This window comes from Pseudonocardia kunmingensis (assembly GCF_006716445.1).
Taxonomy (GTDB): Bacteria; Actinomycetota; Actinomycetes; order Mycobacteriales; family Pseudonocardiaceae; genus Pseudonocardia; species Pseudonocardia kunmingensis.
The window spans coordinates 1-13,269 of the sequence record NZ_VFPA01000002.1; the positions used below are offsets into that span (position 1 = coordinate 1).

Genomic DNA, 13,269 nt, shown 5'->3' on the forward strand with positions numbered 1-13,269 from the left:
CATCATGCCCAGGGCCATCCCGGTGGCCATGACGACCATGCCGAGGATGAGCTCCCCGCGGGTGATGTCGACGTTGATCCGGGACAGCAGCAGGATCCCGCTCCCGACCAGCGCCAGGCCGATGGCGGCGGGCCACCGGGCGCCGATCTTGTCGTAGAGCAGGCCCGCGAACGGCATGAGCAGCGCCATCGCGACGGCCTGCGGCAGCAGGGTCAGGCCGGTGTTCAACGGCGTCCAGCCCTGCGCGTCCTGCAGGAACGACGGGATGTAGAACAGCACCGCGAACAGGCCGATCGACATCGCGCTGATCAGCAGGAGCGAGTTGACGTAGGGCCAGTACTTGAACACCCGGATGTCGAGGACGGGGTGTTCGACGTGCAGTTCGACCACGATGAACAGCGCCATGAACACGGCCGCGGCCAGGAACAGCATCACGGTGCGGTAGTCGCTCCAGCCCCAGTGGTCGCCCTCCTCGAGCGCGAGCAGGAGGGAGAACAGGCTGGTGGCGATGCAACCGAACCCGATGTAGTCGAACGGCTTGCTCTTCTCGGCCGGGAACTTCGTCAACCAGATGGCGGCCGCGATCGCGCCGAGGATGCCGACCGGCACGTTGATCAGGAAGATCACGCGCCAGTTCGTGTGCTCCACCAGGTAGCCGCCCAGCGTGGGGCCGATGCCGGGCGCCACGACGATGCCCAGCCCGTACATGCCCATGGCGGCGCCGAGCTTCTCCCTGGGCACGATGCGGAACAGGATCGTCATGCAGGTGACCGGGAGTACGCCGCCGGGGATCGCCTGCAGGATCCGGAACCCGATCAGCCCGCTCAGCCCGGTGGACAGGGCGCACAGGAGCGACGCGATCGTGAAGAGAACGATCAGCGCGACGTAGAGGCGCTTGAGCCCGAACCGCGCGCCCAGCCACGCGCTGGCCGGCACCATGACGCCCTCGGTGAGGCTGTAGGCGGTGCTGATCCACTGGACGCTGTCGATGCTGGCGCCCAGGTCCCTGCGGATCGAGGGGATCGCGACGTTCACGATGCTGAGGTCCAGGACGGACATGAACATGCCGGTGATCAGCACGGCGAGGGGGAGACCCCACCCCGTCGCCGCGGGGGCGGGAGGGGGAGGCGGTGCCGCCCGGTGGCGGGGCCGCGGGGGGCGCTCGGCCGTGTCCCCGCGCGGAGGATCACGGTCCAGCGACTTGGTCATGAGCTCCCCTTCGACACCGGGCGGCGATGGAGCGCGACGCTGCGCCTGAGGGACCGGGTCCACCGGCTATCCGGGGGGCCCTCCTCGCTTTGTAGATACAATCACGCCCCGTGTCCGTCCCCGTCGTGAGCCCCCGGCTGCGCAGTGACGCCCGGCGCAACCGGCGACGGTTGCTCGAGGCCGCCCGGGAGGTCATGCGCGAGCACGGGTTGGAGGCCTCGCTGGGCGAGATCGCGCGCCGGGCCCGCGTGGGAAACGCCACCCTCTACCGGCACTTCCCGACCCGCGAGGCGCTCTGCGAGGCGGTCTTCGCCGAGTACGGCAGCGATCTCGAGCGGATCCGGGAGCGGGTCCTGCGGGTCCCGGATCCCTGGGACGCGCTGGTGGCCTGGCTCGAGGAGACCTGCGCCGCCTTCGCCGACGACCGGGCCTTCGCCGACCTGATCACCCACGGGATGCCGCGCTCGCCCGCGCTCAACGAGGTGTGCGTCCAGGGCATCCGGCTGGCGGAGACCCTGCTCGACCGCGCGCAGCGCGCGGGCGCCGTCCGCTCCGACGTCGAGCTGACCGACGTGCTGGTCGTCGTGTGCTCCCTGCAGCGGGTGATCCCCGCCGCCGCGGAGGTCGCGCCGGACGCGTGGCGGCGGCACCTGGCCATCGCCCTCGACGGGCTCCGCCCGCGCGCGGGCTCCCCGCTCCCCGCCGCCGCGATGACCTTCGAGCAGTTCGTCGCGATCGGCGAGCGGTTGCAGGCCGCGCCGCACGGTCCCGTCCACCGCGAGGCCGACCGCCGACCCGACCGCGCACCCGACCCCGTGCACGGGGTGATCAGCGACGAGCTCTGGGAGCTCATCGAGCCGGAGCTCCCGCCACCCGCGGGGCAGCGGGGACGCCCGCGGCGGGATCGCCGCCAGACCCTGGAGGCCATCCTCTGGCGCTACCGGACGGGCTGTTCCTGGCGCGACCTGCCGGCCGAGTTCGGGTCGTGGCAGACCCAGTGGAAGCGGCATCGTCGCTGGGTGGAGGAGGGTGTCTACCGGCGGGTCCTCGAGCGCCTGGTGGAGAGCTGAGGGGGTTCGGGCTCAGGTGGCGGCGGCGCGCAGCTCGGCGTAGCGTGCCTTGAGCGCGGTGTCCTTGTTGATCGGGTTCTGCGCCTCGTCCGGCTCGACGCCCGCCTCGACGGCGATCCGGTTCATCCGCCCGATCATGCCGACCATGTGGACGATGCGGGCCTCGTCCGCGTCCACGGGCCGGTGGCCGCCCGCGGCGAGGGCGAGCGTGCGGTCGACCCAGAGGGCCTCGACGTGCAGCCCGGCCTCCTGCAGGACGCTGCGCAGCCGGTGGCCGAGCTCGCGGGGGCCGAGGTCGCGCCACTCGGCGATCGTGCGGGCGTCGACCGGGAACAGCCGGTCGTGCTCGCGCAGGTAGATCAGCTCGAGGGCGAAGGCGTGGCCGTAGGCGCAGTAGGTGCAGTTGTTGTGCAGCGAGATGGCCACCGCGGCGAGATGGGTGCGCAGCGGGCCGAGGACGTGCATGGTGCGCAGCAGCCGCGGCATGTTCACGGCGAACCACAGCACGGCGCGGACCGGACCCAGGCGCGCGACGATGTGCGGGATCATCCGAGGGGCGAAACCCCACAGCACCCGGCACATGGACTCCAGCATCCGGGTGACGAGCCCCGCGAGCCCGTCCTGCGACATCCGCACTCCTCACGATTGGTGACCACGAGATTACCGGGCAGGAGGGCCCGGAGGTAGAGGTCCTCCATGGTCATCCGCCACCGCTGACCTGCGGTGATCACCGTGGCGGTGCCCGGTCGGGGTCCGGGTCCGCGTCGGCGGGCTCGACGAGTGCGGTCGCGCCTGCGACGAACGGGTGATGAACCGGGTGACGCCGGGGGTGCCGCGCCGGGCGGCCTGCGTCGTCGTCGAGCGGCCGGTCGCTATCGTCGGGCCCGCCGCCGCCCAAGGCGCCCGTCGCCCGAGGAGGAGCCCTGTCCGACACAACCGCTCCCGCCGTCGGCCGCGTGGTCGGCACGGAGGACTCCACCCCGCTGCAGTTCAGCGTGGCGCTCGCGCCCGAGCAGTACCTGCAGCTCGACGACGTCGTGGTCACCGTGCGGCCGGTGCCGGGGTTCGGGCCGGTGATGACGGCCGGCGTCGTCACCGAGGTGCGGGCCCGCCACGAGGGCGCGACGTTTGGCTCGGACGTCTTCCTGATCGCCGACGGCGTGCTGCCCGCGCAGGTGCAGGAGATCGCCGAGATCACGACCACCCGGGTCGAGCCGGAGTGCTACGTGCCGCCGACGCCCGGCTCGGTCGCCACGCGCGCCACCGGCGAGGAGCGCGCGCGGGCGCTGTACTTCGACCAGATGGACCTGAAGGTGCCGGTCGGACTGGGCCGCGACGGCGACCCGATCTACGTCAACCTGGAGTTCCTGGACGGCACGCGCGGCGGGCACGTCTCGATCAGTGGGATCTCCGGCGTCGCCACGAAGACCAGCTTCGCGCTGTTCCTGCTCTACTCCATCTTCCGCAGCGGGGTGCTCGGGCGCCGGTCGGTGAACGCGAAGGCGCTGGTGTTCAGCGTGAAGGGCGAGGACCTGCTGTTCCTCGACCACGCCAACACCAGGCTGAACGACGACCTGGTCTCGGCCTACGGGACCGTCGGGCTGCCCGCCGGGCCGTTCCCGTCGGCCGGGTTCTTCGCGCCGCCGACGCCGGACGACCTGTCCGGGCGCCCGCACGTCACCGGGCGCACCAGCGGCGTCAGCGCCTTCTGGTGGACCCTCGCGGAGTTCTGCGCCGAGGAGCTGCTGCCCTACGTCTTCGCCGACGCCGAGGACGAGCGCAACCAGTACACGATGGTGATCCACCAGGTCGCCGCGCGGCTGAAGCGCGAGGCCACGCCGGTGGGGGACGGCGCGATCGCCGTCGCCGGTCAGGTGCTGCGCACCTACGACGACCTGGTGGAGTTCGTGTCCGACCGGCTCACCGACGAGGACGAGCGCCGCGACTGGGCGGGACCCGTCACCGGCACCGGCACGATCAACGCGTTCCTACGGCGGCTGCGCTCCAGCCTGCGGCCGTTGCGCTCGATCGTGCGCGGCGACCTCACCGACTCCCCGGGGCGGCGCGTCAGCACCGACGCCCACCAGGTCACCGTCGTCGACCTGCACAACCTCCCCGAGCGCGCGCAGCGCTTCGTCGTCGGCGTGGTGCTGGCGTCCGAGACCCGCAAGAAGGAGGCCGCCGGGCCGGGAGGGCTGCTGTTCACCATGATCGACGAGCTGAACAAGTACGCCCCGCGGGAGGGCTCGAGCCCGATCAAGGAGGTCCTGCTCGACATCGCCGAGCGCGGCCGGTCGCTGGGGATCATCCTCATCGGTGCGCAGCAGACGGCGAGCGAGGTCGAGCGGCGCATCGTCTCCAACTCGTCGGTGAAGGTCGTCGGACGCCTGGACCCGGCCGAGGCCGGGCGCCCGGAGTACGGCTTCCTCCCGCCGTCGCAGCGCCAGCGGGCGACCCTCGCCAAGCCGGGCACGATGTTCGTCTCGCAGCCGGAGATCCCGGTGCCGCTCGCCGTCGAGTTCCCGTTCCCGGCCTGGGCCACGAGGCTCTCGGAGTCGGCAGGCCCGCCCGCGTCGGCGGGGAGCCCGAACGGCCCGAACGGTGCGGCGAACGGGCACGCGCCCCGCGACCCGTTCGCCCGGCTACCGGTGGGCTCGTCCGACGAGGACGACGACGCGCCGTTCTGAGGCCCGTCAGAGGTTCTCCCACAGGCCGACCGTGTTGCCCTCGGGGTCGGTGAAGTAGGCGTACGCACCCATCCCGGGGATCTCGGTCCGCGGCCGCACGGTCCGGCCACCGGCGGCCTCGACCTGCTTCAGCGCCCCGTCGATCGACTCGACGTCCACGGTGAGCACGGGTGCCGGGGTGTCCGCGCTGCGGGGCACCAGACCGCCGTTGATCACCCCGGGGGTGGTCGGCATCCGCGTCTGCTCGTCGACCTCGGTGGTGTGGACGGCCGTGTAGTCCATGCCCGGCAGGTCCTCCAGCTGCCAGCCGAACACCGAGCCGTAGAACTCCTTCGCCCGCCCGACGTCGTCGGCCGGGATCTCGAAATGCACGACGCCCCGCATCCTGCGCTCCTTCCGGACTCCGCTGAGGAGGCCGATTTCTACTCCCGATGCGCCACGCCGACCAGGGGTGTCACCCCTTCACCCCACCAGCCGTTCGTCCAGGAGCGCTCCTGAGGACGGCTGACTAGGCTCCGGCCATGACGGCGGACGGACCCGTGGGCGACAGGTTGCGCCGCATCGAGGCCGTCACGGACGCCGCGCTCGGCCACCTCGGCGTCGAGGAGCTGCTCGCCGAGCTGCTCGACCGGGTGCGCGAGCTCCTCGCGGTCGACACCGCAGCCGTGCTCCTGCTGGAAGCGTCGGGGCAGTACCTCGTGGCGACGGCGGCGCGCGGCATCGAGGAGGAGGTGCGCCAAGGCGTCCGGATCCCGCTCGGCGGCGGTTTCGCCGGCCGGATCGCCGCGCAGAAGCGGCCGGTGACCCTCGAGCACGTCGACCACTCCAACGTCCTCAACCCGATCCTGCGCGAGAAGGGGATCCGCTCGCTCCTCGGGGTCCCGCTGATGTCCGGCGGGGAGGCGCTCGGCGTCCTGCACGTCGGGAGCCTGTCGACGCGCCGGTTCACGCAGGAGGAGACGGAGCTGCTCGGCATGGCCGCCGACCGCGTGGCGCTCGCGGTGCGGAGCCGCCAGGTGCAGGTGTCGCGCGCGGCCGCCGGTGCGCTCCAGCGCAGCCTGCTGCCCGCCGCGTTGCCGGCCGTGCCGGGCCTCGAGATCGCGACCCGCTACGTGCCCGGTGGCGGGGGCGAGGTCGGCGGCGACTGGTACGACGTCTTCGAGCTCCCCTCCGGAGGCGTCTGCGTCGTCGTCGGGGACGTGGCCGGCCGGGGCCTCGCCGCGGCCGCCACGATGGGCCGCTTCCGCGCGGTCCTGCGCGCCCACGCCCTGCAGACCGAGAACCCCGCCGAGCTGCTCCAGCGCCTCGACGTGCACGTCCGGCACTTCGAGGGCGGCGCGATGGCCACGGTGCTGTGCGTCGTCCTCTCGCCGTCGCACGACCGCGCGGTGGTGTCCACCGCGGGTCACCCGCCGCCGGTGTCCACCTCGCCCGACGCGCCGGCCGAGGTCGTGGACCTGCCGCCCGACCTGCCGATCGGCGTCGACGCGGGCCGCGCGCGCCGCAGCACGGAGCTGCCGCTGCCACCCGGCCACGGCCTGTTCCTCTACACCGACGGGCTCATCGAGCGGCGCGGCCTCTCGCTCGACGTCGGGCTCGACCGGCTGTGCTGGGCCCTGCGCCCCGGACCCGCGGACGCGGTGTGCGGCAAGGTGATGTTCGAGCTGCTCGGCGCCGACCGCGCCGCCGACGACGTCGCCGTCCTGATGCTGTCGCGGCTGGTGGCGCACGGGACCGAACCGCTCCTCCTGCGCCTGCCCGCGGCACCGGCGGCGCTCGAGCAGGTGCGGTCGGCGGTGCGGCGGTGGCTCTCCGACGTCGGTGCCGCGCCCGGTCCGGCGCAGGAGGTCGTCGCCGCCGTCGGCGAGGCGAGCGCGCACGTCGTCGAGCACGCGTACGGCCCGGGCGGTGGCGAGCTCGTCGTCCGGCTGGTCGCCGAACCCGGGGCGATCGTGGCCGTGGTCCGCGACCACGGCAGGCGGCGTGTCCTCCGCGGGCGGCGCGGCGCACTGCTGCGCGAGCTGGTGGACGAGGTGGTCCTCGAGCGACTGGGGGACGGTACCCGGGTGACGCTGCGGAAGTCCGTGCCCGTTCCTCCCGCGACGAACGGCACGCTCGTCGGTACCTAGCCGACGAGAGTGCCGTTCGTCGCGGGAGGGGGGCGCTCCACGGCGCGCGTCCCGGATCGTGTCGTGGCCCGTGCCTAGGATTGCCGCCTGATGCGACTGCTGCACACGTCCGACTGGCACGTCGGCAAGACGCTGAAGGGCCGTTCGCGGCTCGACGAGCAGGAGCAGGTGCTCCGCGAGATCGTCGGCATCGCGCGCGAGCACGAGGTCGACGCCGTGCTCGTGGCGGGCGACCTCTACGACACCGCCGCGCCCTCGGCGCAGGCCCAGCAGCTGGTGGTCCGCACGCTGATGGGGCTGGCCAAGGGCGGCACGCAGGTCATCGCGATCGCCGGCAACCACGACCACCCCGCCGCGATCGACGCCTACCGCCCGCTCGCCGGGGCCGCGGGCATCACGCTCGTCGGCACCGTGCGCACGGCCGCGCGGGGCGGCGTCGTCGAGTTCACGGCGCGGTCGACGGGGGAGCGGGCCACCGTGGCCGTGCTGCCGTTCCTGTCCCAGCGCTACGCCGTGCGCGCCGCCGAGCTCGTCGCCAACACCCCCGCGGAGAACACCGGCGCCTACGACCAGCAGCTGCGCGACATCCTCGGCGCCCTCACCGCGGGCTTCCGCGACGACGCGGTCAACCTGGTGATGGCCCACCTCACCGTGCTGAACGGGGTGTTCGGCGGCGGCGAGCGCGCGGCGCAGTCGATCTTCGAGTACGCCGTGCCCGCCACGGTGTTCCCGGTCGAGTCGCACTACGTCGCGCTCGGGCACCTGCACCGCCGCCAGCGCATCGACGCCCCCTGCCCGGTGCACTACTGCGGGGCCCCGCTGGCCATCGACTTCGGCGAGCAGGACAACACCTCCGTCGTCTGCCTCGTGGAGGCCTCGCCGGGCACCCCCGCGAAGGTCACCGACATCCCCATCACGTCCGGGCGCAGGCTGCGCACGGTCCGCGGCACCGTCGCCGAGCTGGCGGCGCTCGCCGAGCAGGCGGGCGAGGACTTCCTGCGCGTCTGGGTGCGCGAGCCGGCCCGCGCGGGCCTGCGCGAGGAGGTGGTGGCGCTGCTGCCGAACGCCCTCGAGGTGCGGATCGACCCCGAGTTCGCCGCGCCCGTCGCCGCGTCCCGCCCGTCCGCAGGGCCCGAGCGCACCCCCTCCGAGCTGTTCCGCGAGTACCTGGGCACCCGCAACGTGGCCGATCCCCGCGTCGAGCAGCTGTTCGCGCGCCTGCACGACCGCGTGACGGGAGGTGGCTGATGCGTCCGGTCCTGCTGGAGATGGCGGGCTTCGGCTCGTTCCGCGAGCCCACGACGGTGGACTTCACCGGTGCCGACTACTTCGCCTTCGTCGGCCCCACCGGCGCCGGCAAGTCCACGGTGATCGACGCGATGACGTTCGCGCTGTACGGCTCGGTGCCGCGCTGGGACAACGCCCGCACGGTCGCGCTGGCCCTCGCACCCACCGTCAGCCGCGGCACCGTGAAGCTGGTGTTCGACGTCGGCGGCGCCCGCCACGTCGTCGCGCGGGAGCTGCGGCGCTCGGCCGGCGGCGGCGTCTCCGTGCGCGGGGCGCGCCTGGAGCGGCTGCGCGACCCGGCAGGCACCGGGGGCGCCGACGAGGAGAGCGAGCCCCTCGCCGACGGCGCGGGCCCCGTCACGAAGGCCGTCGAGGAGCTGCTCGGGCTCCCGTTCGGCGACTTCTGCACCTGCGTGGTGCTCCCGCAGGGCGAGTTCGCCGAGTTCCTGCACACCGAGCCGCGCAAGCGCCAGGAGAAGCTGGTGCGCATCCTCGGGCTCGGCGTCTACGACGTCATCGCGCGGGAGGCCAACAGCGAGGCCGCCGCCCAGCGCCAGCGCGCCGAGGTGCTCGGCGAGCAGCTCGGCGCCTACGCCGACGCCACCGAGGAGGCCGAGCGGGACGCCGCCGCCCGCGTCGACCTGCTGGCCGCGCTCGCCGACCGGGTCGGTGCGGCGGTGCCGGAGCTGGCTGCCGCCGCGGCAGCGCTCGAGGGCGCCGAGGCCACCGCGGCGCAGCTGCGCACCGAGCGGGAGCGGCTCGACGCCGTCCGCGTGCCGGACGGGCCCGCCGCCCTGGACGCGCGGCACCGCGAGGCCGCTGATCGGCGCGCCGCCGCGGCGGAGAACGCGGACGCGGCCGAGTCCGCCGACACCGCCGCCCGGGAGCGCCTCGCCGCCTCGCCCGCCCGTGGTCCGTTGGAGCAGGCCCGGCGCCACCACGCCGAGCTGGCGACCCTCACCGCCGAGCTGCCGGGCGCCCGGGAGCGGCACGAGAAGGCCGCGGCCGCCTACACCACCGCGGCGGGCGACGCCGCCGACGCGCACGCCGGGGTCGAGGAGGCCAGGGCCGTCCGCGACGCCGCCGCGGCACGGCTCGCCGAGCGCGAGGAGCACGGCCGCCGCCTCGCGGCCGAACGCGACGCGCTCACCGCGATCACCCCGCCCGCCGGGCTCGACGCCGTGGCGCAGCGCCGGGCCGCGGCCGACACCGCCCTGACCGGCGCCGTGGCCGCGCTCGAGGCCGCCGAGTCCGCCGACACCGCCGCACGCACCGCCCTCGCCGCGGCGCAGGCGCGCGGCCCGCTCGAGCAGGCCCTGCGCGACCGCCACGAGCTCACCCGCACCGAGGCCGAGCGGGCCACGGCGGCCGTGCGCGCCGCGGAGGCGGAGCGCGCCGTGCAGGCCGCCGCCGCCACCGTGGCCGAGGCGCGGCACCGGCTCGACCACGCCAGGGAACACCACGGCCGCGCCCTGCGCGCCGACCTCGCCGCGTCCCTGCGTCCCGCGCTCACCGCCGGGGAGCCGTGCCCGGTGTGCGCGCAGGCGGTGGCCACGCTGCCGCCGCCGCTGCCCGGCGGTGCCGACGACGGCCTCGCCGCCGTGGAGCGGGAGGTCGCCGCGGCCACGCGGGCCCACGACGAGGCGCAGCGGGCGGAGAGCACCGCCGCCTCGGCCCGGGAGCGGGCCCGAGCCGACGTCGAGCGGGTGGACGCCGCCCTGGCGCGGCTCCGGTCCGCGCTGGCGGGCGTGCTGCCCGGCGCGCCGCCGGACGCCGAGCCGCCCACCGCCGCCGACCTCGAGGCGGCGCTCGCCGGCCTCGACCGGCTCGCCCGGGAGGCCGAGGAGGCCGCCGCTGCCGTGCGGGACGCCCGGCGCGCCCGCGACACGGCCGCCGCCGCCGTCGAGGCGCTGCGCGCCGAGCTCGAGACGGCCGCCGCCGGGCTGCGCGCCGCACGCGACCCGCTCGTCCCCTTCGGCGCACCCGCGCCCGCCGGTGCCGACGTCCTCGCCGGCTGGAACGCGCTCGTGGAGTGGGCCCGGGCCGAGGCCGCCGCCCGCGAGCGCGACCTCCCCGCCGCACGGGTGGCCTTCACCGAGGCCGAACGCGAGCGGGACACCGCCGAGCAGGCCTGGCGCACCGCCGAGCGGGCCGCCGCCGAGCGCCGCCGCGACGAGACGGCGGCCGCGCGCGTCGAGCAGGAGGCCCGCTCCGCGGTCGAGACCGCGGAGCGGCGCGTCGAGCAGCTGCGCGCCGTGCTGCAGGACGCCCCGCCCGACGCGGAGGCCGCGGCCGCGCTGGAACGGCTCGACACGCTGGAGACCGCCGTGCGGACGGCCGACGCGCAGCTGCGCTCGGCGCGGGCGGCGCTGCGGGCGGCGGAGCAGACCGTGGGCGAGGTCGAGCGCGAGGTCGCCGCCGGGTGGGCCGCGCTGCGCGCCGCCCGCGACCCGCTCGTGCCGCTCGGCGCACCGGCCCTCACCGGCGATGCGCTGCTCGCCGCGTGGGAGGAGCTCGCCGGCTGGGCGCGCCAGGAGGCGCAGTCGCGCGTCGCGCGGCTGGGCGCGGCGGCCGACGCGGCCACGGAGGCGCGGCAGGCCAGAGACCGGATCGAACAGCGCCTCGCCGACGACCTCGCGGCCCACGACGTGCCGGCGCGCCCGCCGATCGCGGAGTCCGCGCCCGCCGCGGTCGCCGGGGCACTGGCGCGGGCGCGTTCGGCCCAGGAACGGGTGGCCGAGCGCCGCGCCGCCGCGGAGCGGATCCGCGCGGACCGGGACGAGGCGGAGTCCGCCCAGCAGGTCGCGAAGCTGCTCGGCAACCTCCTGCGCTCCGACGGCTTCCCGCGCTGGCTGGTGGCCTCCGCGCTGGACGCGCTGGTGGCGGACGCGTCGGAGAGCCTCGCCGAGCTCTCGGGCGGCCAGTACGCCCTCACGCACGAGGGCGGCGAGTTCCTCGTGGTCGATCACGCCGACGCCGACGCCCGGCGCCCGGTCAAGACGCTGTCGGGCGGCGAGACGTTCCAGGCCAGCCTCGCGCTCGCGTTGGCGCTGTCGGCCCAGATGTCGGGGCTGGCCGCGCAGGGCGCCGCACGGCTGGAGTCGATCTTCCTCGACGAGGGGTTCGGCACGCTCGACGAGAGCAACCTCGACGTCGTCGCGAGCACGCTGGAGAACCTCGCCACCCGCGGCGACCGGATGGTCGGCGTGATCACCCACGTGCCTGCGCTCGCCGAGCGCGTGCCGGTGCGGTTCGTGGTCAACCGTGACCAGCGCACCTCCTCCGTCGTCCGGGAAGCGCTGTGAGGTTCGCGGTCGACCCCTGGAGCCCGTCCTACGGCACCAACCTCGACGCCGAGCTGGGCGAGTCGGCCGCCCAGGTCGCGCTCGACGTCGAGATCCCGGGGTCGGAGTGGATGCCGATCGAGCCGGACCCCGCCGCGGTCGCGCCGGCGGCCGTGTTGTTCGTCGACGGTGTGCGCCGCGTCGACGCGCAGGTCTGGGTGGAGGACGGCGCCGCCGCGGAGGCGTCGCCCGCCCTGTGCGCCTCCTACGCCGCGGGCGTGGTCTGCTGCTGCCGCGACTCCGGGGCGCACCTGCTCACCTCCGAGGTCCGGCGGGGCCTGTTCACGACCGCGGAATCGCCCGCCGACGTCGTCACCGGCGCCGGCACCTACCGCGCCACCCGCACCGCGGGCCGCCCGGACATCGCCCCGGCCCAGGTACTGAGCCTGGCCGTGCAGCGGGAGCTGAACGACACGGAGCTCGCCGCCGCGGCGGCCGCGCGCACCGGCCACGGCGGCGAGGACGACCTGCTCGTGGTCGACGGTCCGCTGCGCGGGCGCCAGCACCTGCCCCGGGCCATCGGGTTCGTCAAGACCCACCGCAGCGACTACCTCCCGCCCCCGCTCGGCGGGGTGGTCGCCGAGCTGCGGACGGGGGAGCGCACCCCGGTGTTCCGGCTCGGCAGCTCGTGGGAGCGCCACACCTGGTACCTGCGGCTGCCGTGCCGGCCCGGCGCCCCGTGGGCCGGGATCGTCCGGGTGGAGTGCAGCGCCGAGCTCGCCGCCGCCGACGCGGTGGCGCTCGCCGCCCGCAGCCAGGTCACGCTGCCGAGGTTCGCCTCCACGGAGTACAAGGACTCCCGCGCGCCGCAGAACCTCTACCCGATCGCCGGTCTCGAACGCGAGCTGCGCCGGCGGCTGGGTGAGCCGAACCTGCTCTACCGGGCGCTGCGGCGGGCTGCGGCCGCGTAATTCGGCCGGTTCCGGTTGACGCGACGTGCCCGGCGGAGAACCGTGGAGCGAGCGGGACGGCGCCTGGAGGGCCCGCGAGCCCGCCGAAGCGAAGCGGAGGCGAAGGACACTGTGCAGCTGATGCGGGTGGTCGCGCTCGGCAGGGACCCGATGGCGGTGCAGCCCGTCCTGCTGCTGCAGGAGACGGGCGGGCGCCGCAGAGTGCTGCCGGTGTGGGTGGGCGTGCCCGAGGCCACGGCCATCGAGCTGGCCCGCCGCCGCGTCGAGCTGCCACGGCCCCAGACCCACCAGCTCCTCCTCCAGATCGTGCAGGCCTTCGACCGGCGCCTGGAGCTGGTGCGCATCACGATGCTGCGCGACAGCATCTTCCACGCCGAGCTGGTGTTCGACGCCGAGACGCGCGTGTCGGCCCGGGTGAGCGACGCCGTGGCCGTGGCGCTGCACGTGGACGTGCCGATCGAGGCCGAGGACGCCGTGCTCGACGAGGCCGCGGTGGCCGAGGTCGCCGGCCTCGCCGACGCGATCGCGGACGAGGACGCCGACGAGGACGCGCCCGAGGAGAGCGAGGAGGTCGAGCGGTTCCGCCGCTTCCTCGACTCCGCCTCGCCGGAGGACTTCGACCCGAGCTGACG

10 protein-coding genes and 1 pseudogene are annotated in these 13,269 nt (G+C 75.2%); 8 read left to right on the top strand and 3 right to left on the bottom strand.

The window, feature by feature from the left end:
• Positions 1 to 1,209: DHA2 family efflux MFS transporter permease subunit (locus FB558_RS15875; protein ID WP_142054297.1), on the bottom strand; the 1,209-nt coding region annotated here is incomplete at its 3' end.
• A gap of 125 nt (positions 1,210 to 1,334) precedes the next feature.
• Here FB558_RS15875 and FB558_RS45510 point away from each other — a divergent pair.
• A pseudogene (locus FB558_RS45510) lies at positions 1,335 to 1,877 on the top strand (TetR/AcrR family transcriptional regulator); the annotation flags it as partial.
• Positions 1,878 to 2,024: 147 nt separating this feature from the next.
• A complete protein-coding gene (locus tag FB558_RS44515) occupies positions 2,025 to 2,279 on the top strand; it encodes a transposase (protein WP_281288659.1) in 255 nt (84 codons plus the stop codon).
• A gap of 12 nt (positions 2,280 to 2,291) precedes the next feature.
• Here FB558_RS44515 and FB558_RS15885 read toward each other — a convergent pair whose 3' ends face one another.
• Positions 2,292 to 2,909, bottom strand: a complete 618-nt coding sequence (locus tag FB558_RS15885) for a carboxymuconolactone decarboxylase family protein (RefSeq protein WP_142054300.1) — start codon at positions 2,907 to 2,909, stop codon at positions 2,292 to 2,294.
• 326 nt (positions 2,910 to 3,235) lie between these two features.
• Between FB558_RS15885 and FB558_RS15890 the strand changes: the two genes are divergently transcribed.
• Positions 3,236 to 4,966 (top strand): ATP-binding protein, encoded by a 1,731-nt coding sequence (locus FB558_RS15890; protein WP_246106540.1) that lies wholly within the window; start codon positions 3,236 to 3,238, stop codon positions 4,964 to 4,966.
• Between the two features lie 6 nt (positions 4,967 to 4,972).
• Here the strand turns inward: FB558_RS15890 and FB558_RS15895 are convergent, their stop codons facing one another.
• Entirely contained in the window at positions 4,973 to 5,350 is a 378-nt protein-coding gene (locus FB558_RS15895; RefSeq protein ID WP_142054304.1) for a VOC family protein, read from the bottom strand.
• A 137-nt stretch (positions 5,351 to 5,487) separates the two neighbouring features.
• Here FB558_RS15895 and FB558_RS15900 point away from each other — a divergent pair, with 137 nt between their 5' ends.
• The 5 genes from FB558_RS15900 to FB558_RS15920 all read left to right on the top strand — a co-directional run bounded on the left by FB558_RS15900 (position 5,488) and on the right by FB558_RS15920 (position 13,267).
• Positions 5,488 to 7,095, top strand: coding sequence for an ATP-binding SpoIIE family protein phosphatase (locus tag FB558_RS15900; RefSeq protein WP_142054306.1), 1,608 nt, complete (start codon positions 5,488 to 5,490; stop codon positions 7,093 to 7,095).
• Positions 7,096 to 7,185: 90 nt separating this feature from the next.
• Complete coding sequence (locus tag FB558_RS15905; RefSeq protein ID WP_142054308.1) at positions 7,186 to 8,343, top strand: metallophosphoesterase family protein; 1,158 nt, start codon at positions 7,186 to 7,188, stop codon at positions 8,341 to 8,343.
• The gene (locus FB558_RS15910; RefSeq protein ID WP_142054310.1) at positions 8,343 to 11,687 is read left to right on the top strand and encodes an AAA family ATPase; all 3,345 of its coding nucleotides are present in this window, start codon (positions 8,343 to 8,345) and stop codon (positions 11,685 to 11,687) included. The genes FB558_RS15905 and FB558_RS15910 overlap by 1 nt, the downstream gene beginning before the upstream one ends.
• Complete coding sequence (locus FB558_RS15915; RefSeq protein WP_142054312.1) at positions 11,684 to 12,637, top strand: hypothetical protein; 954 nt, start codon at positions 11,684 to 11,686, stop codon at positions 12,635 to 12,637. Before FB558_RS15910 ends, FB558_RS15915 begins: the two co-directional genes overlap by 4 nt.
• Positions 12,638 to 12,757: 120 nt before the next feature.
• Entirely contained in the window at positions 12,758 to 13,267 is a 510-nt protein-coding gene (locus FB558_RS15920; protein WP_142056470.1) for a bifunctional nuclease family protein, read from the top strand.
• Positions 13,268 to 13,269: the final 2 nt, after the last annotated feature.

Excerpts from the sequence above, each read along its gene's own strand:
- FB558_RS15885 (WP_142054300.1), bottom strand. The coding sequence starts at position 2,909 with ATGTCGCAGGACGGGCTCGCGGGGCTCGTCACCCGGATGCTGGAGTCC.
- FB558_RS15895 (WP_142054304.1), bottom strand. The coding sequence starts at position 5,350 with ATGCGGGGCGTCGTGCATTTCGAGATCCCGGCCGACGACGTCGGGCGG.
- FB558_RS15900 (WP_142054306.1), top strand. The coding sequence starts at position 5,488 with ATGACGGCGGACGGACCCGTGGGCGACAGGTTGCGCCGCATCGAGGCC.
- FB558_RS15905 (WP_142054308.1), top strand. The coding sequence starts at position 7,186 with ATGCGACTGCTGCACACGTCCGACTGGCACGTCGGCAAGACGCTGAAG.
- FB558_RS15910 (WP_142054310.1), top strand. The coding sequence starts at position 8,343 with ATGCGTCCGGTCCTGCTGGAGATGGCGGGCTTCGGCTCGTTCCGCGAG.
- FB558_RS15920 (WP_142056470.1), top strand. The coding sequence starts at position 12,758 with ATGCGGGTGGTCGCGCTCGGCAGGGACCCGATGGCGGTGCAGCCCGTC.